The 25,655-nt window shown below is 72.2% G+C and carries 24 protein-coding genes and 3 pseudogenes; 17 read left to right on the top strand and 10 right to left on the bottom strand.

The features are described 5' to 3' along the window. The first annotated feature begins 192 nt into the window (after positions 1-192). Together ABZ880_RS18480 and ABZ880_RS18475 are read left to right on the top strand one after the other, a co-directional pair. Positions 193-1,437 (top strand): aminotransferase class I/II-fold pyridoxal phosphate-dependent enzyme, encoded by a 1,245-nt coding sequence (locus tag ABZ880_RS18480; RefSeq protein ID WP_361263583.1) that lies wholly within the window; start codon positions 193-195, stop codon positions 1,435-1,437. Continuing rightward, positions 1,434-2,498: an MBL fold metallo-hydrolase gene (locus tag ABZ880_RS18475; RefSeq protein ID WP_361263580.1), complete on the top strand. Its 1,065-nt coding sequence runs from the start codon at positions 1,434-1,436 to the stop codon at positions 2,496-2,498. The genes ABZ880_RS18480 and ABZ880_RS18475 overlap by 4 nt, the downstream gene beginning before the upstream one ends. Here the strand turns inward: ABZ880_RS18475 and ABZ880_RS18470 are convergent. Continuing rightward, positions 2,495-3,121: a VTT domain-containing protein gene (locus tag ABZ880_RS18470; protein WP_361263577.1), complete on the bottom strand. Its 627-nt coding sequence runs from the start codon at positions 3,119-3,121 to the stop codon at positions 2,495-2,497. The two genes, ABZ880_RS18475 and ABZ880_RS18470, sit on opposite strands and share 4 nt — an antisense overlap. Then, the gene (locus tag ABZ880_RS18465) at positions 3,118-3,891 is read right to left on the bottom strand and encodes an MBL fold metallo-hydrolase (protein WP_361263574.1); all 774 of its coding nucleotides are present in this window, start codon (positions 3,889-3,891) and stop codon (positions 3,118-3,120) included. The genes ABZ880_RS18470 and ABZ880_RS18465 overlap by 4 nt, the downstream gene beginning before the upstream one ends. An 83-nt stretch (positions 3,892-3,974) precedes the next feature. Here ABZ880_RS18465 and ABZ880_RS18460 point away from each other — a divergent pair, with 83 nt between their 5' ends. The 11 genes from ABZ880_RS18460 (at position 3,975) to dnaK (ending at position 15,801) form a co-directional block, all read left to right on the top strand. After that, positions 3,975-4,382 (top strand): hypothetical protein, encoded by a 408-nt coding sequence (locus ABZ880_RS18460; RefSeq protein WP_361263571.1) that lies wholly within the window; start codon positions 3,975-3,977, stop codon positions 4,380-4,382. 155 nt (positions 4,383-4,537) lie between these two features. After that, positions 4,538-6,550, top strand: coding sequence for an alkaline phosphatase family protein (locus ABZ880_RS18455; RefSeq protein ID WP_361264263.1), 2,013 nt, complete (start codon positions 4,538-4,540; stop codon positions 6,548-6,550). A gap of 80 nt (positions 6,551-6,630) precedes the next feature. Continuing rightward, positions 6,631-7,692: a MoxR family ATPase gene (locus ABZ880_RS18450; protein ID WP_361263569.1), complete on the top strand. Its 1,062-nt coding sequence runs from the start codon at positions 6,631-6,633 to the stop codon at positions 7,690-7,692. Beyond that, positions 7,689-9,488 (top strand): hypothetical protein, encoded by a 1,800-nt coding sequence (locus tag ABZ880_RS18445; RefSeq protein ID WP_361263566.1) that lies wholly within the window; start codon positions 7,689-7,691, stop codon positions 9,486-9,488. The genes ABZ880_RS18450 and ABZ880_RS18445 overlap by 4 nt, the downstream gene beginning before the upstream one ends. 58 nt (positions 9,489-9,546) lie before the next feature. Further along, a complete protein-coding gene (locus ABZ880_RS18440) occupies positions 9,547-9,975 on the top strand; it encodes an OsmC family protein (protein WP_361263563.1) in 429 nt (142 codons plus the stop codon). Positions 9,976-10,131: 156 nt separating this feature from the next. Further along, a complete protein-coding gene (locus tag ABZ880_RS18435; protein ID WP_361263560.1) occupies positions 10,132-10,380 on the top strand; it encodes a hypothetical protein in 249 nt (82 codons plus the stop codon). A gap of 115 nt (positions 10,381-10,495) precedes the next feature. Next, the gene (locus ABZ880_RS18430) at positions 10,496-13,021 is read left to right on the top strand and encodes a hypothetical protein (RefSeq protein ID WP_361263557.1); all 2,526 of its coding nucleotides are present in this window, start codon (positions 10,496-10,498) and stop codon (positions 13,019-13,021) included. A gap of 38 nt (positions 13,022-13,059) precedes the next feature. Beyond that, the gene (locus tag ABZ880_RS18425) at positions 13,060-13,314 is read left to right on the top strand and encodes a hypothetical protein (protein WP_361263554.1); all 255 of its coding nucleotides are present in this window, start codon (positions 13,060-13,062) and stop codon (positions 13,312-13,314) included. A gap of 37 nt (positions 13,315-13,351) precedes the next feature. Then, positions 13,352-13,588, top strand: coding sequence for a hypothetical protein (locus ABZ880_RS18420; protein WP_361263551.1), 237 nt, complete (start codon positions 13,352-13,354; stop codon positions 13,586-13,588). After that, positions 13,585-13,836, top strand: coding sequence for a hypothetical protein (locus tag ABZ880_RS18415; RefSeq protein ID WP_361263548.1), 252 nt, complete (start codon positions 13,585-13,587; stop codon positions 13,834-13,836). Before ABZ880_RS18420 ends, ABZ880_RS18415 begins: the two co-directional genes overlap by 4 nt. Positions 13,837-13,935: 99 nt before the next feature. Continuing rightward, on the top strand, positions 13,936-15,801 hold the full coding sequence (gene dnaK, locus ABZ880_RS18410; protein ID WP_361263545.1) for a molecular chaperone DnaK: 1,866 nt from the start codon (positions 13,936-13,938) through the stop codon (positions 15,799-15,801). A 54-nt stretch (positions 15,802-15,855) separates the two neighbouring features. Here the strand turns inward: dnaK and ABZ880_RS18405 are convergent, their stop codons facing one another. The 7 genes and pseudogenes from ABZ880_RS18405 to ABZ880_RS18375 form a co-directional block, all read right to left on the bottom strand. Continuing rightward, positions 15,856-16,263 carry a hypothetical protein gene (locus tag ABZ880_RS18405; protein ID WP_361263542.1) on the bottom strand — a complete coding sequence of 136 codons (408 nt, stop codon included), beginning with the start codon at positions 16,261-16,263 and terminating at the stop codon, positions 15,856-15,858. After that, positions 16,260-17,966, bottom strand: a complete 1,707-nt coding sequence (locus ABZ880_RS18400) for a right-handed parallel beta-helix repeat-containing protein (protein WP_361263539.1) — start codon at positions 17,964-17,966, stop codon at positions 16,260-16,262. The genes ABZ880_RS18405 and ABZ880_RS18400 overlap by 4 nt, the downstream gene beginning before the upstream one ends. 67 nt (positions 17,967-18,033) lie before the next feature. Next, positions 18,034-18,731 (bottom strand): annotated as a pseudogene (narI, locus tag ABZ880_RS18395) (respiratory nitrate reductase subunit gamma). 21 nt (positions 18,732-18,752) lie between these two features. Then, complete coding sequence (gene narJ / locus ABZ880_RS18390) at positions 18,753-19,247, bottom strand: nitrate reductase molybdenum cofactor assembly chaperone (RefSeq protein WP_361263535.1); 495 nt, start codon at positions 19,245-19,247, stop codon at positions 18,753-18,755. Next, positions 19,247-19,687: pseudogene (narY, locus tag ABZ880_RS18385) on the bottom strand (nitrate reductase subunit beta); the annotation flags it as partial. The gene narJ and the pseudogene narY, both read right to left, overlap by 1 nt. 357 nt (positions 19,688-20,044) lie before the next feature. Beyond that, entirely contained in the window at positions 20,045-20,860 is an 816-nt protein-coding gene (locus ABZ880_RS18380; protein ID WP_361263532.1) for an SAM-dependent methyltransferase, read from the bottom strand. A 69-nt stretch (positions 20,861-20,929) separates the two neighbouring features. Then, positions 20,930-21,793 carry a helix-turn-helix transcriptional regulator gene (locus ABZ880_RS18375; protein ID WP_361263529.1) on the bottom strand — a complete coding sequence of 288 codons (864 nt, stop codon included), beginning with the start codon at positions 21,791-21,793 and terminating at the stop codon, positions 20,930-20,932. 284 nt (positions 21,794-22,077) lie between these two features. Between ABZ880_RS18375 and ABZ880_RS18370 the strand changes: the two are divergent. Continuing rightward, a pseudogene (locus ABZ880_RS18370) lies at positions 22,078-22,503 on the top strand (hypothetical protein). On the opposite strand, the gene ABZ880_RS18365 reads toward ABZ880_RS18370, so the two are convergent. Next, positions 22,485-23,315 carry a helix-turn-helix transcriptional regulator gene (locus ABZ880_RS18365; RefSeq protein WP_361263526.1) on the bottom strand — a complete coding sequence of 277 codons (831 nt, stop codon included), beginning with the start codon at positions 23,313-23,315 and terminating at the stop codon, positions 22,485-22,487. The pseudogene ABZ880_RS18370 and the gene ABZ880_RS18365 overlap by 19 nt on opposite strands. A 30-nt stretch (positions 23,316-23,345) precedes the next feature. Here ABZ880_RS18365 and ABZ880_RS18360 point away from each other — a divergent pair, with 30 nt between their 5' ends. The 3 genes from ABZ880_RS18360 (at position 23,346) to ABZ880_RS18350 (ending at position 25,567) form a co-directional block, all read left to right on the top strand. Continuing rightward, positions 23,346-24,419 carry an ADP-ribosylglycohydrolase family protein gene (locus tag ABZ880_RS18360; protein WP_361263523.1) on the top strand — a complete coding sequence of 358 codons (1,074 nt, stop codon included), beginning with the start codon at positions 23,346-23,348 and terminating at the stop codon, positions 24,417-24,419. Positions 24,420-24,506: 87 nt separating this feature from the next. After that, complete coding sequence (locus ABZ880_RS18355) at positions 24,507-24,812, top strand: 4a-hydroxytetrahydrobiopterin dehydratase (RefSeq protein ID WP_361263520.1); 306 nt, start codon at positions 24,507-24,509, stop codon at positions 24,810-24,812. Between the two features lie 5 nt (positions 24,813-24,817). After that, on the top strand, positions 24,818-25,567 hold the full coding sequence (locus tag ABZ880_RS18350) for a class I SAM-dependent methyltransferase (RefSeq protein WP_361263517.1): 750 nt from the start codon (positions 24,818-24,820) through the stop codon (positions 25,565-25,567). The last annotated feature ends 88 nt before the right edge of the window (positions 25,568-25,655 follow it).

The raw sequence follows: 25,655 nt of genomic DNA, 5'->3' as shown, positions 1-25,655 counted from the left end.
TAGGGAACGGTGCCTTGCAGCCGCCCCGAGCGGGGTCTGGTGCGTGCAGTTGCAGGGCGGAGGAGGGCGCCGACGCGGAGCGTCGGCAACCGACGACAACGCCGCAGATGCGCGTGCCAGACCCCGCGACGCCGGGCTGATCCAAATGACAGGGCCCAGGGACAGGGCACCACGGACTGCGCGGAGGTACGTATGCGGACGGACCCGGAAGGCCACGGCCCGGTCCGCTACGGACCGCCGCTCCCCGAGGACGGGCTGCCCGTACTGCCCGAACTGACCGGCGTGCTCGCCGCCGCGGCGGCCCGGTCCGACGGCGAACCCATCGGCGGCGGACCCGCACTGCTCGAGGCCGCGTCCGGCTACTGGGAGCGGCGCGGTCTGGCCGCCGGACCGGACCGCCTGGTCGCCGGCCCCGGCGCCCCCGCCCTGCTGCTCGCACTGACCGCCGCGCTCGGCGGCGACGTCCTGGTGCCGAGGCCCTGCGCGGCCTGGTGGGCGCCGTACGCACGCCTGTTGGGAAGACCCGTCTTCCATGTCGCGACGCCGGCCGAGTGCGGTGGCGTACCGGATCCGTACGCCCTCCTGGAGACCGTCCGGAGGGTCCGCGCCGAGGGGGGTGACCCGCGGCTGCTGGTGCTGTCCGTCGCCGACGACCCCACCGCCACCGTCGCTCCGCCCGAACTGCTGCACGAGTGCGTCGAGGCCGCCGTCGGCGAGGGGCTGCACCTGGTCAGCGACGAGACCTGGCGCGACACCCTGCACGCCCCGCACGACACCGTGCTGCTCAGCCCCGCCGAGATGCTGCCCGACCGGGTCACCGTCGTCACCGACCTCGCGGGCGCGCTGCTGCCGCCCGGCTGGCCCGCCGCGATCGCCCGCTTCCCGGCGGGCGAGAACGGAAGCGGCCTCCACGCGCGCGTGCTCGACGTGCTCACCGCGCTCGGCGCCCGTATCGCCGGCCCGGTCGCCGCCCCCGCCACGTACGCGCTGGACGAGCCCGAGCCGGTCACCGCGCGCGTGGCCGCCGCCGTAGGGCTGCACGCGCGCGTGGCCGCCGCCATGCACGCCGCCGTCGTCGCGGACGGCACCCTCGCCCGGCCCCCGCAGGCCGGCCGCCACCTCTACGCCGACCTCGGCCCGCTGCGCCCCGCGCTCACCGGGCACGGCGTCGGCGACGCGCAGGAACTGGAGGACTTCCTCGCCGCCCGGCTCGGCATGCCCGCACCCGGAGGCCACCGCTTCGGCGACGAACTCGGCGCGCTGCGCGTCCGCCTGTCCACCGGCCCGCTGCTGGGCCGTACGGACGAGGAACGTGCGGAATGCCTCACCTCACCCACGCCGTTGGAACTGCCACACGTGCAACGCGCGTTGATCCATGTGAAGTCGGTCTTCGACGATCTCCGCGACGACGCTCAGCGATGGGAGCCTCCTCGATGACGCAGCAGTCCGAGTCGACCACCACCACGACCACCAGGGAAGCCGACGATCCGGCGTCCACGTCAGCCCTGTCCCCCCTCGCACCCCCCTACCCGCCGCTCGCCGAACCCCGCCCGCTCGGCGAGCGGCGGGTGTGGCCGCGGACCTTCCACGACCGCCTGACCGCCCCGCTGCCCGGCCTGAAGGCCATGGCCCGCTTCGCCCGCGAGGGCGCGATCCGGCCTGGACGCGAGGGGCTGGCCGACATCCCGCGGCTTCCGTTCGACCCCGGACCGCTGCCCCGCGTCGACGCCCGCACCGTCGCCGTCTCCTGGGCGGGACACGCCAGTTGGGTCGTCCGGATCGGCGGCCTGACCGTCCTCACCGACCCCGTCTGGTCCCGCCGCATCCTCGGCACCCCCGCCCGCATCACCCCCGTGGGCATCCCCTGGAACGCGCTGCGGCGCGTCGACGCGGTCGTCATCAGCCACAACCACTACGACCACCTGGACGCCCCGACCCTGCGCCAACTCCCGCGCGACACCCCGGTGTTCGTGCCGGCGGGCCTGGGCGCCTGGTTCCGTCGCCGCCGTTTCACCACGATCACGGAACTGGACTGGTGGGAGGCGTCCGAACTGAACGGCGTCCGCTTCGACTTCGTCCCCGCCCACCACTGGTCCAAGCGCACCCTCACCGACACCTGCCACTCCCTGTGGGGCGGCTGGGTCCTGACGGCCCCCGACGGACAGCGCGTCCACTTCGCGGGCGACACGGGCTACGGCCACTGGTTCTCCCACATCGGCGAGCGCTACCCCGGCATCGACCTCGCCCTCCTCCCCATCGGCGCCTACAACCCCCGCTGGTGGCTCAGCGACGTCCACTGCGACCCGGAGGAGGCGGTACGGGCGGCGCAGGACCTGGGGGCGCGGCGGATGGCGCCGATGCACTGGGGTACGTTCGTCCTCTCCGCCGAGCCCGTCCTGGAACCGCTCACGCGCGTGCGTGCAGCCTGGGAGAAGGCGGGCCTGGACCGCGAGGACCTGTGGGACCTGCCGGTGGGAGGCTCGCGAGTGCTCGACTAGGCGGTGGTCGTTCGGCGGATGCGCCGCCAGATGCCGGGGGTCGCGCTGATCAGGACGGTCAGCGCGACCGCCGCTACCACGCCCTCCCAGGGCTCGTCGAACAGCGATCCGCCCAGGATCCCGATCACCTGGTACGTCGCAGCCCAGGCCAGACAGGCGGGCAGATTGCCGCGGGCGAACCGCCGCAGCGGCCACTTCGCCATCAGGCAGGCCAGCATCACCGGAATCCGACCCGCCGGCACCAGCCGGGACAGCACCAGCACCGCCACCCCGTGCTCGGCCAACTTCCCCTGCGCCTGCGCCAAACGCTCCTCGGGCGCCCGCCCCCGAATCGCCTCCAGCCACCGTGACCCGTTCTTCGACCCCATCCCGCGACGCCCCAGCCAGTACAGCGCCGCATCCCCGAGGAACGCGGCCAGCGACGCCGTGACGAAGACCAGCGCCAGCGAGAAGGGCGCCGTCTGGTGAAAGGCCACCACCGCGGCCGAACTCACCAGCGCCCCCGTGGGAATCACCGGCACCAGCGCCCCGAACAGCACCAGCAGAAACAGCGACGGATATCCGAGCGCCTGCTGAGTGGACTCCGGCGGCACGGTCGTCGCCGTGGCGGCAAGCCACGTCACCGCGCGACCTCCAGCCGCACGCTCTCCCCGTGGCCGAGCCGGTGCACGGCCACTTCGGGCGCGCGCTCGGCCGCCAGGCGCACGAACTCGTCGCCGGGCGCGTGGAATTCGTGCGGGCGCACGGCGTCCATCCCGATCGGCCAGTACGTGCCGTAGTGCACCGGCACCGCACTGCGCGGCGCCAGCCGGGCCAGCGCCTGGGCCGCCCGCCCCGCGTCCAGATGCCCCTCGCCGAGATACGGCCCCCAGCCGCCCACCGGCAGCAGCGCCACGTCGACCCGCCCGACCTCCTTCGCCATGTCGTCGAACAGCCCGGTGTCCCCGGCGAAGTACGTCCGCGCCTCGCCCTCGACGACATAGCCGAGGGCGGGGGAGCGGTGCCGGCCGACCGGCAGCCGCCGCCCGTCGTGCCGTGCGGGCACGGCCCGTATCACCACGTCACCGACCGTCACCCGGTCCCCGGGCGTCACCTCCGTCACCCGCAGGTGGGTGAGCCGGCGCAGTCCCGGTACCGCCTGGCGTGCGCCCCGGGGCACCAGCAGGTGCGTGCCCTCGGCGAGCCGCTCCAGGGACGGGACATGGAGGTGGTCGGCGTGCAGATGCGACACCAGCGCCACGTCCGCGTGCCACGCGGCGGGCGGTGGCAGCGCGCCCCGGCGGCGGCGCAGATGGGCGAGGCGCTGTGCGAACAGAGGATCGGTCAGCACACGCGTGTCCGAGTCCGCGACCGTGCAGGTGGCGTGACCCCACCAGGTGATCTCCACCGGCACCTCTTTGCCTCCTTCGCGCGACTCCCCGAAGCCTACGGGCAGGAGTAGGGTCGGCGCCGAAACCCGGAGGTGAGGGGGACGCCATGGGACCGGTGCGCGTGCGTGTCACGGCGATCGCGAGTCTGACGCCGCTCGAGGAACTGGACGCCGACCCCTTCCTGGTGGATTCCCGCAGCCAGCACGCCATGTGCGCGCGCTGGGCGGCCGAGCAGGGCTACATCGTCAGCCGGGAACTTCTCGTACGGGGGCTGCGGGCCGACCACTGTGTGCTGTGGGACGGCGTCCGGCCGGGCGTCGACCTGTTCGTGGCGCCCAGCCGCCGGGTCCTGGAGAGCGCACTGTCGTCCGTCGAGGAGTTCACCGCGGAGTGCGCGCGGCGCGGGGTGCGGGTGGAGACGGTGGGTTCCGAGGAGCCCCGCTACGACGCGCAGATGAAGGCGCGGGTGCACCGGCGCCTGTCGATGCCGACCGCCGGGTACGACGGGCGTTGACCCGCCCCCGCCCCTGGTGACAGAACGCGTTGTCCGACCCGTGTGACAGTCTGAGTGGACGCCCGCATCGACGACGGGCCGGGACGTGAGGTGGGCTGGGCGTGCGTGGCGGACGTTGGCGGCGGGTCGCCAGTCAGGTGGGGCGGAGCATCACCGTGTGGGCCGTCTCCACCGTCACCATGCTCGTGCTCGCCGGGATCCTGCCCGACTTCCGGCTGCAGTCCGCGGACGGCGAGAGCGCCACCCACATCGCCGTGACCGCCGCGTTCGGCGCCGGCGCCTTCGGTGTGCTGTCGGCACTGGTCTGGCCGTTGCTCGTACGGCTGCTGCTGCTCGTGCCCGCGCTGGTGCTGGGGCTGCTCGTCTTCGTCCTGAACGGATCCCTGCTGCTGGTCGCCCTGCGGCTCAACCCGTCCAGCAGCGCCGAGGCCGCGCCCGAGACGGCCGTCGTCGTCGCCGCCGTGATGTCCGCCGTCGCCTCCGCCACCGGCGGTGCGCTGGCCGTGCGCGACGACGACGCCTACCGGCGCCGGCTCTACCGGCTCGCCGACCGCCGCCGCAGACGTCTGCCACCCAGCCCGTCCGCCCCGGGCACCGTCTTCCTCCAACTCGACGGCGTCGGCCACGACGTACTCCTCGCCGCGATCGGCAAGGGCGTGATGCCCACCGCCGCCCAGTGGCTCGAGGAGGGCACCCACCGGCTCACCCCGTGGCGCACCGACTGGTCCAGCCAGACCGGCGCCAGCCAGCTCGGCATCCTGCACGGCACCAACCACGACGTACCCGCCTTCCGCTGGTACGACAAGGACAGCCGCGAGGTGACGGTCTGCAACCGCCCCACCAGCGCCGCCGAACTCCAGCGCCGCGCCGTCGAGTTCACCGGCGACGGCGGCCTGCTCACCGTTGACGGCGCGAGCCGCGGCAACCTCTTCAGCGGCGGCGCCGACGAGCAGGCCCTGGTGCTGTCCATCGCCACCCGCCGCCGCGGCCGCGAGAACCGCTCCCGGGCCGGCTACTTCGCCTACTTCTCCGACCCCGCCAACGCCGTGCGCACCGCCATGTCCTTCGTCGCCGAAGTCGGCCGCGAGATCGGCCAGTCCACCCGGGCCGTGATCAGGAAGCAGCGCCCGCGCGTCTCACGCGGCGGCCTCTACCCGTTCGTCCGCGCGTTCGCGACGGTCGTCGAACGGGACGTCGTCGTCGCCGCGGTGATGGGCGACATGCTCGCCGGGCGCACCGCCGTCTACGCCGACCTGGTGGCGTACGACGAAGTGGCGCACCACTCCGGGCCGATGAGCCGTGACACCGAGAAGGTCCTCGAACGCCTCGACCGTGCCCTCGCGCTGATCGCGAACGTCGCCGAGCACGCCCCGCGGCCGTACCGGATCGTCGTGCTGTCGGACCACGGGCAGAGCCCCGGCGAGACCTTCCGCGCCCGCTACGGACTCGGCCTCGGCGACCTGGTGCGGGCCGGCTGCGGGCTGCCCGTGCCGCGCAAGGCGCAGCGCACCCACAGCGGAGCCGAGGCCCGCGCGGCCGTGCGCGCCGCGCTGCGCAGGCCCGTCGAGGAGCGCGGCGAGAAGCACCGCCCCTCCCGCCGGGCCTCGGAGCCGCTGGTGCTGGCCTCCGGAAACCTCGGCCTGGTCTCCTTCCCGGACGTGCCGCACCGGATGAGCAAGGAGGAGATCGACGCCCGCCATCCCGCGCTGCTGACGACCCTCGCCAACCACCCCGGCATCGGCTTCCTCCTGGTACGGAGCGAGGAGCACGGCGGGGTCGTGCTGGGCGCCTACGGGGCGGAGATCCCGCTGGACCGACTCGACAACAAGCCGGGCCCGTTGGAGGCGTTCGGGCCCGGAGCCGCCGACGCCGTGCGGCGCACGCACTCCTTCCCGCACACCGCCGACATCATGGTCAACTCCTTCCACGACCCGGCCGACGGCGAGGTGCTCGCGTTCGAGGAGCAGATCGGCTCGCACGGCGGGCTCGGCGGCGCCCAGGGCAGACCGTTCCTGCTGTCGCCCCTCGCCTTCTCGGCGCCGGTCGAGGAAGGCGAGGAGCTGGTCGGCGCTGAGCACGTGCACCGCGTCCTGCGGCGCTGGCTGCGCGAGTCCAACGGCCCCCAGGTGCCGCTGACCAAGGAGGAGCAGGACCGGCGGGCCGCCTGAAAATCGGCTGCGAGGAAAGCGGTGTTTGCCCACACTGTTCGAGTCGAACCTTCCTCGAACACTCCTCAGGAGCCGCTGCCTTGCAGGCTGCCGTCACCGTCACTCCCGCCCGTATCCCCGAACTGCTTCTCGGCCTCGCCACCGTGCGGCCGGTCTTCCTCTGGGGCGCGCCCGGCATCGGAAAGTCCTCCCTCGTAAGGGACTTCGCCGAGTCGCTGGGCCTGGAGTGCGTGAGCCTGCTCGGCACCCAGCTCGCGCCGGAGGACCTGATCGGCGTGCCGCAGATCCGCGACGGACGGTCCGTGTTCTGCCCGCCGGAGGCGATCGCCCGCGACGAGCCGTACTGCCTGTTCCTGGACGAGCTGAACGCGGCCACCCCGGACGTCCAGAAGGCCTTCTACTCCCTGATCCTCGACCGCCGTATCGGCAACTACGAGCTGCCGAAGGGCTCGATCGTCATCGGCGCCGGCAACCGCGCCACCGACAACGCGCTCGCCCGTCCCGTCGCCTCCGCCCTCGTCAACCGCCTCGCCCACGTCCACCTGGAGGCGTCCGCCAAGGACTGGCTGACCTGGGCCGCGAACAACGACATCCACCCCTGGATCCTCGACCACCTCACCGACCGGCCCGACCATCTGTGGTCCAAGCCGCCCAAGACCGAGGAGCCGTTCTCCACGCCCCGCTCCTGGCACATGCTCTCCGACGCCCTGCACTCCTTCGGCCGCGACCTCGACGAGGAGACGCTGAAGGTCCTCGCGCACGGCACGCTGACACCCGCGCACGCCACGGCCTTCTGCGGCTACGTCAAGATCGTGCGCAGCCAGTTCGGCATCGAGGCGATCATCAAGGGCGACGCCCGCTGGCCCAACCGCATCGAGGACCGCGACCTGCTCTACTACCTCGCCGAGTCCTTCCGCGGCCGCCTGATCAAGGAACTCCCGGTCAGCAAGGACCACATGTCGGCGAACGGCCGGCAGACCGCGTACCGCGCCAAGTCGCTGCTGGTGCAGCTCGCGGAGATCTCCGTCGAGGTCGCCCAGACCGTCATCGCATCCGACGCCGACGGCAACCCCGTCCTGCCCTCCTGGTTCCTCATCGAGGCCGCCCGGGACATGCCCCGGCTGGTGGAGGCCCGCCGGTGAGCCGTACCAAGGACAAGGGCCAGAAGAAACGGGACCTCGCGGCCGAGGCGTTCGCCGAAGGAATGCGGCTGGTGAAGGCCAACCCGGCCCTTGCGGCAGTGGAGTTCGACGTCTGCCGGCACGAGGAGTGCAAGGTCGCCCCCCGCGACGGCCTCGTGGTCGTCGACTCCGCCGCCCACCTGCACATCCACCCGCACCGCCGGGCCGAACCCGCCGCCTGGGCCTGGGCCCTCGCGCACGCCGTCCTGCACCTCGGCTTCGGACACGTCCCGGCGGCGAAGGGCGAGCGCACCCAGCCCGACCGCTACGACCTCGCCGCACGCTGCGTCGTCGTCAACCGCTTCCTGCTGAACTTCACCATCGGCGACACCCCCGAGGCGCTCCCCGCCTCCTACCCCGACGGCGACGAGGAGCAACTCGCCGCGCGCTGGCGCCGGGACGGCCTCCCGGCCGCGTACGAGCGCTGCGGTACGGCCGGCGACGAGCCGGACCTGCGGCTCCTGACCTGGCACGGGTACTACGGCCAACCCCCGGACCACCAGCTGGCGTTCGCCACCGCGCTGACCCGGACCGTGTCCGCGGCGATGGACATGGCGGGCGGCCGCCGCGACTCCCTCAGCGGGGAGCTCGCCCCGCAGCGCCCCTGGCAGAAGGCCCTGAGCTGGTTCATCTCCTCCTACCCGCTGCTCGGCGGCATCGCGGCCGGCATCAAGCTCGTCGCCGACGCCGAACTCGCCCGCGCGCACGGCATCTCCGTGGCCGCGGTGAACGCGGAGGCCGGCGAGATCTACATCAACCCGCTCCGCCGATTCGACGACGAGGAGTGGCGGTTCATCCTCGCCCACGAGATGCTGCACGCCGCCCTGCGCCACGGCGACCGCTGCGGCACCCGCGACCACTACCTCTTCAACATCGCCTGCGACTACGTCATCAACGGCTGGCTCTGCGACATGCAGGTCGGCACGATGCCCGAAGGGCTCCTGCACGACCCCGCGCTCACCGGCCTCTCCGCCGAGGAGGTCTACGACCGCATCGCCGGCGACCTGCGCCGCATGCGCCGCCTGGCCACCCTGCGCGGCAAGGGCGCCGGCGACATGCTCGGCGCCCCGCTGGGCGCGCCCGGCGACTACGTCGACCTCGACGAGTTCTACCGCCGGGGCCTGTGCCAGGGCCTGGACCTGCACCAGCAGCAGGAGCGCGGCTTCCTGCCCGCCGGCCTGGTCGAGGAGATCCGCACGCTCAGCCACCCGCCCCTGCCGTGGGACGCCCGACTCGCCCGCTGGTTCGACGAGTTCGTGCCCCGCCCCGAGCCCGTACGTTCCTACGCCCGCCCCTCCCGCCGTCAGTCCTCCACGCCCGACATCCCGCGCGCGGGCCGGTGGTTCCCGCCCGAGGAGATCGCCCGCTGCACCTTCGGCGTCGTCCTCGACACCTCCGGCTCCATGGACCGCACCCTCCTCGGCAAGGCCCTCGGCGCCATCGCCTCCTACGCCGAGGCCCGCGACGTACCGGCCGCCCGCGTCGTCTTCTGCGACGCGGCCCCGCACGACGCCGGCTTCGTGCCGGTCACGGAGATCGCCGGCCGGGTCCGGGTGCACGGCCGCGGCGGCACGGTCCTGCAGCCCGGCATCGACCTCCTGCACCGGGCTGACGACTTCCCGCCGGGCGCGCCGGTCCTCGTCATCACGGACGGCTGGTGCGACGTGCTCCGGGTGCGGCGCGAGCACGCGTATCTGATCCCACAGGGGGCACGGCTGCCGTTCACCGCCCGGGGGCCGGTGTTCCGGGTGCAGTGAGCCGGAATGTGATCGGATGGGATCCCAAAGGAACACCCGGAATTCGGAAGGATTCACCGTGGCAACCACGCGCTCCGCACACACCGTCTGGGAAGGCAACCTGATCGAGGGCAGCGGTGTCGTCAACTTCGACTCCTCCGGTGCCATCGCGGCGCAGCCGGTCACGTGGGCCTCGCGCTCCCAGGAGGCCAACGGCAAGACCAGCCCCGAGGAGCTGATCGCCGCCGCGCACTCCAGCTGCTTCTCCATGGCGCTGTCGCACGCCCTGAACGGCGCCGGCACCCCGCCCACCAAGCTCGTCACCTCGGCCGACGTCAGCTTCCAGCCGGGAGAGGGCATCACCGGCATCCACCTCACCGTCGAGGGCACGGTCCCCGGCATCGACAACGAGACCTTCGGCGCCGCCGCCGAGGACGCCAAGAAGAACTGCCCGGTCAGCCAGGCCCTGACCGGCACGACCATCACGCTGTCGGCCAAGCTCGCCTGAACCGCCGCGGCACGGGTGCCGGGCGTCACTGCCCGGCACCCCGGCACCCCGGCACCCCGGCACCCCGGCACCCCGGCACCCGGGCAGCCCGGCAGCCCGGCAGCCCGGCACCCCGGCGCGCTGGACGCGGCGGCGCGACGCAGTACCGTGCCGTGCATGGGCGAGAAACGCTCCGAGGACCGAGAGCCGTCCGAGTCGCAGGGCGGACATGCCGCCGAGCGCCTGCGCCAGTTCCTGAACGCCCGGCAACCTGTTCAGGATGCGGATCCGGCCACCCCCGAAGAGGGCGCGGACGAGGTACCACCGGCGCACGAAAACGGGGCAGAGGAAGCCCAACCCCACCGGAACGACTCGTTGTTGGCACCACCCGACACCCCTGATCCCAGCGACACCGAGGCCGATTGACAGCGGTCGACACCGGTGGGATGGATGAGGGGCGGAGCGCACGGGGGTCTCCCGTAAGCACGCACCACGCCGGCGGACAGGCGTATGCCGCGCCGGCCTCGGGGGAGGTGCAGTCATGCGTGGGCCGAACGATCCCGAACCACACGAGCCCCAGGACGCGGCAGGCAGCACAGCCGAAGGCGGCTCCACCGGACGACCGGGCCGCCCGCCCGGCGGCAAGGCACTCGCCCGGCTGGTGCAGGAACTGACCCGAGCCGGGCTCGCCGAACAAGCCGCCTCCCAGGTCGCTCTCGCCGCCCCCCAACTCGACGCCGACGGGACGAACGCCCTGATCGAACGCGCTGTCGGGCCTCAGGCCCGGCCCACCGCCCCGGAGCCGGGCGGCGTCGCGGCCGAGTACCAGCAGACGGCCGAGGCCCTCGCCGGGCCCGCCGCGGTCGGCCCGGCATGGCGTTCGCTCGGGCCGTGGACGGTGCCCGGCGGACAGACGTACGGCGCGAGCCGCGTCAACGTCTCCGGCCGCGTCTCGGCCATCGCCACCGACCCCGGCAACGCCGCCCATCTCCTGGTCGGCGCTGCGAACGGCGGCGTCTGGGAGAGCCACGACCGCGGGGCCTCCTGGGCGCCGCGCACCGACGACGCGGCCACCCTCACCGTCGGCGCGCTCGCCTTCGACCCGGCGAACGCCTCGACCGTGCTGGCCGGCACCGGCGAGGGCAACTGGTGGTCCTGGCTCGGCACCGGAGTACTGCGCTCCACCGACGGCGGCACCAAATGGTCGCCGCTGGCCACCACCCCCTTCGTCGGGCAGGGCTTCTACGACCTGGCCTTCGACGCCACGCGCGCCGGCACGGTGCACGCGGCGACCACCGGCGGCCTGTACGTCTCGACGGACGGCGGCGCGACCTGGACCCGGCGCCGCTCCACCCGGACCTGGTCGCTGTCCGTCGCGGCCGGCGAGGCACTCGCCGCCTGCCGGGACGGACTGTTCCGCTCCACCGACGGCGGCACCACCTGGACCGCCGTCACCCTGCCCGGCGCACCGGCCTCCTTCGACCGGCTCGCCACCGCGATCGCCCGTTCCGACACCACGGTGGCCTACACCTGGGGCGCCACGGGCACCACCGCACGCCTGTGGCGGCGGGCCGGCGGCACCTGGGCCGCGGTGACACCTCCGCCCGGTGTCTCCACCGGCCAGGCCTGGTACGACTGGTTCCTCGCCGTCGCCCCGGACCGGGCGGACCGGATCTACCTGGGCGCCATCGAGGCCTACCGGGGCGATCTGTCCGGCACGACCTGGACCTGGCAGACCATCTCCAACAAGGGCGCCACCGGCGACTCCATCCACCCGGACCAGCACGCCGTCGCCTTCGAGAGCGGCAGCCCCGACGCGATCTACGTCGGCAACGACGGCGGCCTGTTCCGCAGCCCCGACCGGGGCATCACCTGGCAGCACCTCAACAACGGGCTGACCATCACCGAGTTCGAGTACCTCGCCCAGGACTTCGGCTCCTCGCGCTGGGTGATCGGCGGCACCCAGGACAACGGCACCAACCGCTGGACCGGGTCGCCGGTGTGGACGCACTCCCAGGACGGCGACGGCGGCGACTGCGCCGTCAACCGCAACGATCCGCGGACGGTGTTCCACACGTTCTTCGGCATGAGCCTCGAGCGGTCCGTGAGCCGCGGCGACTTCGGCAGCTGGACCAACGTGTCCCCGCCCGTGCCGGCCGGCGAGGGCTCGCTCTTCTACCCGCCGCTGGAGACCAGCGCCACCAACGGCAGCACGGTCGCGCTGGGCGGCGCGAAGCTGTACGTGTCCCGGGACAACGCGGCCAACTGGACGAGCCTGGCCTTCCCGAACGCGGCCACCGCGAGCGCCATGTACATCCCGACCGCCGACCACATCCTCGTCGGCACCACCGACGGCCGCCTCTACCGCACCACCTGGTCCGGCACCGCCTGGAGCGCCCTCAATGCGCTGACCGCACCGCGCACCGGCGCCTGGATCAGCGACATCCACGCCGACCCCGCCGACACCAACCGCCTGTGGGTGACGCACACATCCGTCGGCGGCGGCCGGGTCTGGCAGTCCACGGACGGCGGCAGCCACTGGACCGACCGCTCCACGACCGGACTGCCCGGCCTGCCGCTCAACGCCGTCGAGGTCGACCCGCGCAACCGCGCCCGCATCTGGGTCGCCGCCGACCTGGGCGTGTACCAGAGCACCGACGAAGGGGCGAGCTGGCAGCAGTTCGGCACCGGGCTGCCCAACGCCTTCGTCGGCGACATCGTCCTGCACCCACACGCGCGCGTGCTGCGCGCCGGGACCCGCAACCGCGGCGTGTGGGAAGTGCCCGTCGACGGCTGGATGACCCAGCCGGTGTGCGGCACCCAGTGGACCGGCACCCTGGCGGCGGGCGCCACCCAGCGCTGGTTCACCTTCAACTGGCCCGCGACCTGGCACGTCCTGTGGACGGTCATGCCGACCACCGTGCACCCCGGCGCGCCCCAGATCAGCTGGACCACCCAGGTGGAGCGCGCCTCCAACGAGTACGTCACCTACTGGATCACCGTCAGGAACCTCACCCAGGAGCCGGTCTCCTTCGAGGGCCGCTACGAGATCCTCAGCCGCTACTGAGACCGCCGACGTCGAGACACGTCGAGAGGGGAACGGTCATGTGGACCAACACCCAGTTCGCGGGGACCCTGTCGCCGGGCGCGACCCAGCGCTGGTTCACCTTCAACTGGCCCACGTCCTGGCACGTCGTCTGGTACATGGTGCCCACCTCGCCGGCGCCGGGCGCCCCGCAGGTCGACTGGGACGTCGCCGTCGAGCGCGCCTCCGCCGACCGGGCCACGTACTGGATCACCGTCAAGAACCTCACCCAGAACACCGTCACGTTCGAGGGCCGGTACGCCGTCCTCAACTGACCCCGGCCGGCCACGGTCGGCGGAAGGCAGGACACCCATGCGCATCACCATCGAAACCGGCACACCCGACCAGCCCGTGTCGGTCTCCACCACGGGCGAGACACCGCAGAACGCCGCACCGGCACTGGACGCGGGACCGGCCCCCGTGGGCCTGACCGCGAGCGGCGGTCTGGTGCAGGAGCCGCCCGCCTTCACCGAGCTGCCCCAGCAGACGGACGCCGGCGGCGCGCTGTCGGCCGGAGCGGCGCCCGCCGAGGAAGAGGTCGGACCATGAGCAACGAACTGTTCCCGATCGCGGCCGGTGTCGCCCTGGGCCTGTTCATCGCCCTGCTCCGTCCCGGGCTGCCCCGCTGGGCGGGCGCCGCGCTCGCCGTGGCGCTCGGCGTCGTCGCCACGGTGATCAGCGGGGAGTTCGAGATCGGCTGGGAGTTCCTGCTGATCGACATCCCGCTGGTGGCCGGCTCGGCCGTGGCGGCCGCCGTCCTCGTACGCCTGGTCAGGCGGCGTACCGCGGGAACCTGACCCCGTCCGGCCGCCCCCTCCCGGGGCCGCCCCATTGACAACAGCGCACTCAAGTTTTGTGCTGGAGTCTGAGATGTGCCCTGGCGGAAGGGGACGGAGATGGCACGTGCGGTCGGGATCGATCTCGGGACCACGAACTCCGTGGTGGCCGTCCTGGAGGGCGGTGAGCCGACGGTCGTCGCCAATGCGGAGGGGGCCAGGACCACGCCGTCGGTCGTGGCCTTCGCCAAGAACGGGGAGGTGCTCGTCGGCGAGGTCGCCAAGCGGCAGGCCGTGACCAACGTGGAGCGCACCGCGCGCTCGGTGAAGCGGCACATGGGCGACGGGAGCTGGCGCTTCCCGGACCAGGGCGCCGTCGACGGGACGCGCTACCGGGCGCAGGAGCTGTCCGCGCGGGTCCTGCAGAAGCTGAAACGGGACGCGGAGTCCTACCTGGGCGAGGATGTCACGGACGCGGTGATCACCGTACCGGCGTACTTCGACGACTCGCAGCGGCAGGCGACCAAGGAGGCCGGGGAGATCGCAGGCCTGAAGGTCCTGCGGATCATCAATGAGCCGACGGCTGCGGCCCTCGCCTACGGCCTGGACCGGGGCGAGGAGCAGACCGTGCTGGTCTTCGACCTCGGCGGCGGCACGTTCGACGTGTCGCTCCTCGAGATCGGGGACGGCGTAATCGAGGTCAAGGCCACCAACGGCGACACGCACCTCGGCGGCGACGACTGGGACCAGCGGATCGTCGAGTTCCTGGTCAAGAAGTTCCAGGGGCAGTACGGCATCGACCTCGGCAAGGACAAGATGGCGCTGCAGCGGCTGCGCGAGGGCGCCGAGAAGGCCAAGATCGAGCTGTCGAGCTCGTCGGAGACGACGATCAACCTGCCGTACATCACCGCGTCCGCCGAGGGGCCGCTGCACCTCGACGAGAAGATGACCCGCGCCCAGTTCCAGGAGCTCACCGCCGACCTCCTCGACCGCTGCAAGACCCCCTTCCACCAGGCCGTCAAGGACGCCGGCATCAAGCTCGCCGCGGTCGACCACGTCATCCTCGTCGGCGGCTCGACCCGGATGCCCGCGGTCACCGAACTGGTCAAGGAGCTCACCGGCAAGGACCCGCACAAGGGCGTCAACCCCGACGAGGTCGTGGCCGTCGGCGCGACCCTCCAGGCCGGCGTCATCCGCGGCGACGTCAAGGACGTCCTGCTGCTCGACGTCACCCCGCTGTCCCTCGGCATCGAGACCAAGGGCGGCATCATGACGAAGCTCATCGAACGCAACACGACCATCCCGACCCGGCGTTCGGAGATCTTCACGACCGCCACCGACAACCAGCCCTCGGTGGGCATCCAGGTCTACCAGGGCGAGCGTGAAATCGCCGCGTACAACAAGAAGCTGGGCGTCTTCGACCTCACGGGTCTGCCCCCGGCCCCGCGCGGGGTGCCGCAGATCGAGGTCGCCTTCGACATCGACGCGAACGGCATCATGCACGTGTCGGCGAAGGACCTGGCGACCGGCCGCGAACAGAAGATGACCGTGACCGGCGGCTCGGCGCTGCCCAAGGACGACATCGACCGCATGATGCGGGAGGCCGAGCAGTACGCCGAGGAGGACCGCAAGCGCCGCGAGGCCGCCGAGACCCGCAACCAGGCCGAGCAACTCGTCTACCAGACCGAGAAGTTCATACGGGACAACGAGGACCGTATCCCGGCCGACACCAAGGCGGAGGTCGAGGAAGCGGCCACGGAACTGAAGGGGCTCCTGGAGCGCAACGCCGACACAGGCGAACTGCGCACCGGCGTCGAGAAACTCGCCACCGTCAGCCAGAAGATGGGCCAGGCCATGTACTCCCAGGCCGACCAGGCACCGACCGACGGCGGCACCGAGCAGCACACCTCACCGCAGGACGAGGAGGGCGTGGTCGACGCGGAGATCGTCGACGAGGACAAGGACGCGAAGGGCGGAGCCGCCTGAGGTCCGTGCGCCGCCCGGGGCCCGGCCTCGGGCGGCGGCCCGCTCCCCGGCGGCTCAGACCAGACTCGTCAGGCTTCTGATCGCCTCCTGGGCCCACTCCTGGGCCCCCGCGGTCACGCCGGCCGTGAGACCGGCCGCGACGGGGACCAGCGCTCCCCGGAGTGCGTTCAGCGCGTGGCGGAACCTGCCCGGCTCGGGGGTTGCGGCACCGGTGATCTCGGCGAGCACCCCCCGGGCCGCGGCCTCGGTGTCCGTGCGGTCCTGGGCGGCGAGACCGACCTCGGGCAGCTGCCGCAACAGGTCGTGAACCAGCGCTGAGAGCGCCTCGAACCCCGGGGCGGCCGCGCCGTTGTTCTCCTGCTTCTGGTCGACCTTCTCGTTGTTCCAGGCGAACTGGGAGTTCGAGACGCCGCCGTGGATCACGGGTCCGTCGTAGTTGTTGACCTGATGCGGTTCGCTCATGCGTCGGCTCCGTCGGTATGGGTCTGCTGCTGGACGACGTGGGCGTTGTTCCACGCCAGATTGGCATTCTGGACCGCGCCGTAGATGACCGGTCCGTTGAAGTTGTTGACCACCGTGGTCACCGGGGGAGGGGTCGGCTCCGCGGGACGCTCGACGACCCGCAGCCGGGTGCGGAGCGAGACCAGTTCGACCAGGCCGTTGTGGAGCACGGCCAGGCCCTTCTCCGCGCCCGTCACGGAACAGTCCACCAGCTGGCCGCCGGCCGAGCCCTCGAAGGACACACCGGTGGCGCAGTCGCTGAAGTGACTGCCCGTCACGGCCACGTACACGGAGTCTCTGCAGCTGAGGCCGAGACCCGCCGAGCCGGTGACGGTGAGGTTCTGCGCGATGAAGGTCGCCTTGCCCGCGGCGACCGCCCCACTCCTGGTCATGGTCGTCGCGGTGCAGTCGTCCACCAGCAGCTGGGACTCCTCGACAGCGCCGAAGCCCACCAGCCCGCGCTCCGCCGAGACCCGCCTGAGCTTGACCCGGGACTGGCCCCCGGCGGCGACGGCCGTCATGTCGAAGTCGCGGATGCTCGAGTCGGTCAGCTCGGCCGTGGTGGCCGCGTCGCCCAGTGTCTCCAGTCCTGCCGGGCAACCGGCGACGCGGATCTCCTCGAACACGGCGTTGGATCCGTCCCGGACCCGCAGGGCCAGGTTGGTCAGGCCCTGTACGTCGACCCGCGTGAAGTGACCGCGGGACTTCTCGATGATTGCGATGCCGACGTTGCCTCCCGAGATGCGGCAGCCGGTGACCCGTGGCGCACCGCCCTTGGACGACAACACGGAGACGACGCGCGCGTCACGGATCTCGCAGTCCTCGAAGGTGCCACGGCCCGCGGAGTGGACGGTGATGCCTGTCTCGCGGCAGTCGGCGAACACGCAGTTCCGCACCACGGGATCGGCACCGGTTGTCACACCGATCCCGTACTCCGCGTCGGTGACGCGCGTGCCGTGCACCAAGCCCCGCGACTGCTCGATGAACATGAGGCCGTCCTCGTGCACTGCGGTGATCGCACAGTCCGAGACAGTGAGTTCCGCCCGTGCGTCCGCACAGACGGCTCCCCGCCGCGTGCCGGTGAGCTCGCACCGGGCGACGTGAGCCCATGCGCCGCTGACCCGTACGCCGTGGAGCGCGCTGCCACCGATCCAGCTGTCCTGGACCGACACCCGGGCACCCTCGATCACCGCCACCGCGTTGTCGGCGGAGTCGACGAACCGGCACCGCTCGACACTGCCCGAGGCACCGGCGAACAGAACCCGGCCGTAATAGAACTGACTGTCCATCAAATTCACGGCGGTGTTCCGCCTGGCGTGCACACAGACACCGTCGTGGGCCCGGACCTCCACCCGGTCCAGGGTGAGGGTGCCCGTACGGCAGTCGACGGCGTCGGCGCCGCGGCCGACCAGCACCAACCCCCTTGCCGTCACCGAGCCGGAGGCGTCGAGCACCTTGCCGTGGGGTGGGTTCACCACCACGGTGCCCGGATCCCCGAGCGCGACCAACTCGACCGCGCCACGTACCGCGAGCGTCTCCTCGTAGTGTCCGGCGTTGATCTCGATACGCGCCGATCTGCTGCCCTCGGCAGCACGCAGCGCGGACGTGATGTCGGGGTAGGTCCGCCAACCCCCGTGCTGCGAGACCACGTACCGCTTGGGCATGCCCGCTTTCCCCCGCCGCGCTCACCGGAAGCATCGATTCTTCGCAGTCGCGATGCTACCCGAGGGCTCAGCCGCGCAGCCGCTCCCAGCCCGGCCGCTCCGGCCGCGCCCCCAGCTGCTTCGGGTCGCCGCTGCGGTACACCACGTACGGGCGGAACAGGTACTGCACCGGGGCGCTGAACATGTGGACCAGGCGGGTGTACGGGACCAGGGCGAGGAGGAGCATGCCGGTCAGGACGTGGACGTGGTAGAGGACCGGTGCGCCGTCCATCAGTTGCGTCCTCGGCCGGAGTGCGAACAGGCTGCGGGCCCAAGGGGCAATGGTCTCACGGTAGTTGTAGCCGCCGCCGGAGGCGTGGGTGAGCTTGCCGACCATGCCCAGGACGATCGCGGCGAGCAGCACGACTACATGAGCTTGTCGTTGGCCGTCGTCGCGCGGAAGACGGGCACCCTGGTGCGGCGCCGGTAGATCAGGAGCAGGATGCCGACGACCGTGAGGACGCCGGCCGTCGTGCCGCCGTAGAGCGAGAGCAGGTGGTACGTGTGCTCGCTGATGCCGATCGAGTCGGTCCAGGACACGGGGGCGAACAGGCCGACGAGGTGGCCGGCGAGGACGAACAGGATGCCGTAGTGGAAGGCGTTGGAGGCGACGTTGAGCAGTTTCGACTCGTAGATCTGCGAGGAGCGGGTGGTCCAGCCGTACTTGTCGTAGCGGTGGCGCCAGATCAGGCCGGCGACCAGCAGGGCGAAGGCGACGTACGGCAGGACGCCCCCGGAGGAGTGTGGTCATGGGCGCACCCCTTTGTGTGCGGTCGGCAGTGCGGCGCACACGGCGTCCAGAACGGATGCGTACGGCGTGCCGAAGTCGGTGAGCCGGCAGCGGAGTTGCTCCAGGCCGTCGCGGTGTTCGGTGAGGAGGTCCGTGCTGCCGGTGCGGGCCGTGAACTCCAGGACCGCGGGCAGGAAGTCGGGCAGTTCCTCGCCGGTGAACTCCAGGCCGGCGGCGCGGTAGACCTCCTTGAAGCGGACCAGCGACATGCCGCGCCGCCGGGTGTCGCCGTCGCGCCACCAGCTCAGGTGGAGGCTGTGGCGGTTCTTGAAGTCGAAGACCTGGACGTAGTGCGCGGCCAGCTCCTGGAGCGGCGTCACCGCCGCGTGGTCGACGAACTCCCGTAGTTGCGGGGCGGCTTCGCGCAGCAGCGGCAGCCGGGCGCGCAAGTCCTCGTCGGGGTACGTCAGACAGAGCGCGGCGCCCTGGTACAGCACGGCGTCCGAGGGCATCAGGTCTCCTTCGTGTCGTCCGTGGTCTGGCGTCTGCGCAGCACGTGGAAGTTCTCCACCGACACCAGCGGCACCTGCTTGCGTCCCGAGTCCTGGCCGGACGGGCCGTCACCGCCCATGCCCGGCCCGCCGGCCTGGTCGAGGCTGCACTCGTCCGGCAGCGCCGACTCCTCCAGCCGCTGGGCATCGCCCACGGCCGCGGTCGGAATCACGTACCGGTCCTCGTACGTGGCGATCGCCAGCAGCCGGTACATCGCCTCGATCTCGGCGGGCCCCATACCGACGGCGGAGGCGACGGCCTCGTCGGGTTCCTCGCCGAGGTTGACGGCCCGCATGTGGGCGCGCATCGCGGCGAGCTTCTCGAGTGAGGCGCGCACCGGCCCCACCTCACCGGCCGTCAAGACCTCCGCCAGGTACTCCAGCGGGATGCGCAGGGTGTCGTGGCTCCAGCGGTCCCGGTAGAAGGCGTCCGTCTCGCGGCCGCCCGCCCTCCCGATGCTGTGCAGGTCGGGCGACGGCGTGCCGGGGCGGAAGAACCTCGCGGCGCGCAGCAGCGCCGCTCCCGGCTCGGTGGGCGGTATTCGCGTGTCGGTCACGGTGCGTCGCTCCCCTGCTGGCCCTGTGCTTCGACGCTAGGGGCGAGCGGGGGAGCGCACCGGTTCACGGCGGCCGTACGGGTGCAGGGGGTGGGGTGGGGGCAGTGCTGTGTCACATACCAGTCGCAGTGCTGTGTCACATACCGGCGGCAGTGCTATGTGACACACCACTCTCAGTGCTATGTCACATGCCACTCCACGTCAGCGCTTGACGGCGACCCCCGCATACACGGGCACGACCCCCTCCGCCTGCGCCGCCACGTCCTCGGCCTCCGGGCGCCATCCGGTCACCGGGATCACCCCGGGGCCGAGCAGTTCCAGTCCCTCGAAGAAGCGCTGGAACTCGGTGATCGGGCGTGGGTAGAAGGGGGTGCCGCTGGCCCGGAAGGCGCCGGCCGCCTTCGCGATGGCCTCCGGGTTCAGGTCGGGGGTGACCTGCGACAGGATCAGGTAGCTGCCCGGGGCGAGGGCCGCGACGTACTGCTGCAGCAGGCCGTGGACGTCGTCGCCGTCCGCCTCGTCGCCCAGGTAGTGGGTCAGCGCGACCAGCGAGAGCGCGACCGGCTGCGCGAAGTCGAGCGACTCGGCGGCCCGCTCCAGCAGCGTGTCGATGTCCCGCACGTCCGCGTGCACGTACTCCGTACTGCCCTCGGCGGAGCCGTGCAGGAGCGCCTGGGCGTGCCGCAGCACGATCGGGTCGTTGTCCGCGTACACCACCCTGGACTCCGGCGCGACCTCCTGGGCCACCTGGTGGAGGTTGGGCTCGGTGGGGATGCCCGTACCGATGTCCAGGAACTGGCGGATCCCCGCCTCGGCGACGGTGCGGACGGCCCGGTGCATGAACCTCCGGTTGGCCCGCGCCCCGCGGACCGCCGTCCTGTCCAGGGCGAGGATCTTGCGGGCCAGCTCCTCGTCCACCGGGTAGTTGTCCTTGCCGCCCAGCCACCAGTCGTAGACGCGGGCGGGGTGCGGGCGACTGGTGTCTATCTGTACGGGCGCGGCGTCGGGTCCGGTCATGCGGTGTCTCCCCCTCGGGACGGTCAAGGTGCGGTGCGTGACTCGAAGGTGCTGTGGTTCGACAGTGGCTCAGAAGTTCTCGCGGTACTCCCGCAGGATCTTCCTCGTGCGCTGGGCCGAGGCGGCCCGCGCCGTCATGTGGTCGAGGACCTCCAGGTGCGCGGAGACCTCCGTGCGCGAGTCCAGGTACAGGGCGCCGGTCAGGTACTCGGTGAAGACCATGTCGGGCAGCTCGGGCTCGCCGAAACGGAACAGCGTGAAGGGCGCGTACGTCCCCGGGTGCGGGCCGTCCTTGAACTCGGCGACCTGGATCGTGACCCGGTCCCGCTCCGCGAACTCCAGCAGCTTGTCCAGCTGTTCGCGCATCACGTCGCCGCGGATGCTCACCGGCCGCTTCAGCACCGTCTCGTCCATGATCACCCACAGGTGGGGCGGGTCCGGGCGTTCCAGGAGCTTCTGCCGGGCCATGCGCAGGGAGACATGCCGGTCGATGTTCTCCGGCCCGGTCTGGCCGATCGTTCCTGCTTCCATGACCGCGCGGGCGTAGGCCTCGGTCTGCAGCAGCCCGGGCACGAAGTGCGGCTCGTAGGAACGGATGATGCCGGCGGCGCCCTCGAGGCTCACGTACAGGCTGAACCAGTCCGGCAGCACGTCGTGGAAGCGCTGCCACCAGCCCGGCTGGTTCGCCTCCTCGGCGAGCGCGACGAACGCGGCCGCCTCGTCGTCCGCGACGCCGTACGCGGTCAGCAGGACCTGGACGTACGGGATCTTCAGCGCGACCTCGGCCATTTCCATCCGCCGTACGGTCGCGGGGGCCACGCGCAGCACGCGTGCGGCCTCCTCGCGCTTGAGCCCGGCCGCCTCCCGCAGTTCCTGCAGGCGCCTGCCGAGCACGACCTGACCGACAGTGGGCGCGGGACGTCGCTCACTCACGCCACGCCTCCCCTGGGGTCTGTCCGGCGGATCATGCACCCACGCGCCGAAGTATGCGCGAAGCAGTGTTTCATGTTCCGCCGTCAGTCTCACGGGATCGGCGGTGAGGCGCTTGCCACGCGTGCCGGTCGGCGGGGCGTACGGGTACTGCGTTACCCCACGGGTAATCGACCGCCGCGGCGGCGCGCGGAATGGTGGTGGCACCGGGTTCCGGGGCGGCGCACTCCGGTCCGGAACCCGGGTTCCCGCTGCTGCAACGCGACCTCGACGGACGGTGATTCGCCATGTCCGCGACCCAGTTCACCGCACTCGCCCGCACCTCGGCCCGCACACCGCGCTGCGTCGTTTCCTCGCCCTGGACGCGGTGGTGACGGGCGCCGACGGGCTCGCCCACCTTCGCCGTCTCCGGGCCGCTCGGCCGGCTTCTCGGGGTGAGTTCCCATCTTCTGCTCGCACTCGGTGTGGTCCTCGCGCTGTCCGGGGCGGTGGTGGGCCTGCTCGCCTCCCGGGCCCGGCCGGCCGCGCTGCCGGTGCGGGCGGTGATCGAGACCAACGTCGCGTGGACCGTGCTGAGTTGCGTCGCCCTGGCCGTGTGGCTGTCGCCGTCCGCGGCCGGTGCGGTGTGGACCCTGCTGCAGGCGCTGGTCGTCGCCGCCTTCGCGGCACTGCAGTACATGGCGCTGAAGGCGCGTCAGGACATCAGGGACTGAAGGTACTTGACCGTCGCCGGGTCGGCCGGCAGCAGCGTCTCGATGGCCAGCTCGGCGACCGTCACGTCCATGGGGGTGTTGAAGGTGGAGATGGAGGAGATGAAGGACAGGGTCCGGCCGTCGTGCTCGATCTGCATCGGGAGGGCGAAGTACGGGACGGGCTCGGCCGGTTCGTGGCCGTGCCCCGGCTCCGGTGCCGGGTAGGCCGCGACCTCCTCGTACAGTGCGCGCAGTGGTGCGGAGCGGTGCAGGGCGATCTCCCGTTCCATCTGCGCGAGCAGGTGTCCGCGCCACTCGGGCAGGTTGCGGATGCGGGGCGCGAGACCCTCGGGGTGCAGCGTCAACCGCATGGCGTTCAGCGGGGGTTGGAGCAGGGACTCCGCGACGCCCTCCATGAGCATCATGACGCCACGGTTGGCCGCGACGACGTTGTACACCGAGTCGACCACGAGCGCCGGGTAGGGCTCGTAGCACTGGATGAGGCGCTCCATGCCCTGCCGGAGGGCGTCCAGCGCGGGGGAGTCCAGCGGGGTCTCCGGGTAGTGCGGGGCGTAACCGGCCGCCAGCAGCAGGGCGTTGCGCTCGCGCACCGGGACCTCCAGGTGCTCGGCGAGCCTGAGCACCATCTCCTCGCTCGGCCGCGAACGCCCCGTCTCGATGAAGCTGATGTGCCGCGCCGAGGAGTCGGCCCGCAGCGCCAGCTCCAGCTGACTCACCCGCCGCCGCTCCCGCCAGGCCCGCAGCAGGGGCCCGACGCCCTTGTCGGCGGGGCCGGTGGCGGAGGCGTCTGTTCCGGTCGCGACAATGGTCATACGTACGACCGTAGTCGAGGAGTGCAGCAGATGACCTGGCCGTCGCAACCGATCCTGGAGACCGCCGCGGTGTACCGCGCCCGAGTGCGCGGCTGCCTTCTGGGAGGGGCTGTCGGCGACGCCCTCGGCTACCCCGTCGAGTTCGCCACCCTCGACCGGATCCGCGGGAGCCACGGCGAGCGCGGAGTGACCGGGTTCGTATCCGGCGCGCAGGGCGTGACCGGTCGGATCAGCGACGACACCCAGATGAGCCTGTTCACCGTCGAGGCCCTGATCCAGGCGCATGCCCGGGAGCGGGAGAAGGGGATCGGCGGTGCCTGGGCGCTGCTGCTGCGCCAGGCGTACGAACGCTGGCTGGACACCCAGTCGAAGCCGGGTCCGGAGCAGGGCGGCGCCCCCACCGGCGGTCTGATCACCGAGCCCTGGCTGTACGCCCGCCGCGCCCCGGGCAACGCCTGTCTCTCGGGGATTGCCCAGTTGTACGCGCCCGACCCGTGGCTCGAGCTGGACGGCAAGCCGGGGCAGGTCAACCCCGACTCCAAGGGCTGCGGCACCGTGATGCGCTCGGCCCCCTTCGGCCTGGTCAACCCCGCCGACGCGGCCTTCGCGATGGCCGCCCGCGGAGCCCAGATCACTCATGGCCACCCCACCGGCTACTACGCGGCGGGCGCGCTGGCCGCGATCGTGGCCCACCTCGTGGACGGAGAGTCCCTGGAAGGCGCGGTCCTGCGCACCCTGCGGCTGCTCGCCCGCCACCCGGGCCACGAGGAGACGTCGGCCGCCCTCGAAGAGGCCCTCGACCTGGCCGCACAGGGATCGCCGACCGCGGAGAAGGTCGAGACTCTCGGGGCCGGATGGGTCGCCGAGGAGGCCCTCGCCATCGGCGTCTACTGCGCGCTGGCAGAGTCGCGCGTGCGGGACGCCCTGCTCCTGTCCGTCAACCACTCCGGCGACAGCGACTCCACCGGCTCCATCTGCGGCAACCTGCTCGGCGCGCTGCACGGCGACGTCGGCCTGCCGCACGCCTGGGTCCAGCAGGTCGAGGGCCGCTCCCGGATCGCCGCACTGGCGGACGACCTGGCGGCCGAAACGGCCCGTCGCTGACCATCGGCAACCCGTTCTGACCAGGGCCTCGACGGCACAGCTGTGGCACGCTGAAAAGGAACCCCCGCCCCTCGGAAGGAGCGAGCCATGCCCGTGGAACCGCTGTCGCAGAAGGAGATCGAGGACCGGCTGGCCGAGCTGCCGGGCTGGTCGGTCGAGGACGACCGGCTCACCCGCTCCTACCGGCTCGGCTCGCACTTCGCGGCCACCGCGATGGTCATCCACATCGCCCAGGTCCAGGACGAGCTCGACCACCACTCCGACCTCACCCTCGGCTACAACACGGTGTCCCTGTCCGTGAACACGCACAGCGTGGGCGGTGCCGTCACCGAGCTGGACTTCGGGCTCGCACGCAGGGTCGAGGATCTGGCACCGGGACACGGGGCACACTGACCCGTGTGCTCGACTACGACAAGGAAGCCGCAGCGTACGACGCCACACGCGGCGGCGAGCCCAGGGCCGAGGCCGCCGCGGACGCCGTACTGGGCCTGATCCCCGCCGGCACCGAGCGGCTCCTGGACGTCGCCTGCGGTACCGGCATCGTCACCCGGCGGCTCGTGTCCGCGCGGCCCGCGACCCGGGTGACGGGCGCCGACCTGACGTACGGCATGGCCCGGATGGCCGCCGCCCGGCTGCCCGGCTCGGTGCTGCTGGCCGACAGCCGCCGACTGCCGTTCCACGACGGGACGTTCGACGCCGTCACCAGCGTCTGGCTGCTGCACCTCCTCGACGAACCCGAGGACGTCCGGGCGGTCGTCGCCGAGTGCGCCCGGGTGCTGCGGCCCGGCGGGGTGTACGTCACCACGGTCGACAAGGCCGCCGCGCACGACGTCGGCAGCGACATCGACGCCGTCCTCGCCGCCCGGCCGCGCCGCCCGGCCCGGGACGCCGGGCAGCTCGTGGAGTCGTACGCCGCCGCACACCGCCTCTTCCCGGCCGGGCAGGCCTCCTTCCCGGGCCGCGGACAGGGCCGCAGCCCCCGCAGGACCGTGGCCGACCTGCGCCGCGGCTGGTTCACGGTGCTGCCGCCCGGCGACCCGGTCACCGAGCGGTTCGCCACCCAGGTGGCGGCCCTGCCCGACCAGGACCGCGCACGCCCCGACCCGGAGTTCTCCCTGCGCGCGTTCAGGAAGCCGCCGGTCGGCTAGGGCTCTTCTGATGGATCTCCGCGGCGTCGCGACGCCCGGCACGCCCTCTCGCCGCACCGGTCAAAAGCCCTAGTAGCTCCGCTACGAG

Source organism: Streptomyces sp. NPDC047043, from assembly GCF_040644055.1.
Taxonomy (GTDB): Bacteria; Actinomycetota; Actinomycetes; order Streptomycetales; family Streptomycetaceae; genus Streptomyces.
This window is presented reverse-complemented; position numbering and strand designations above follow the sequence as displayed.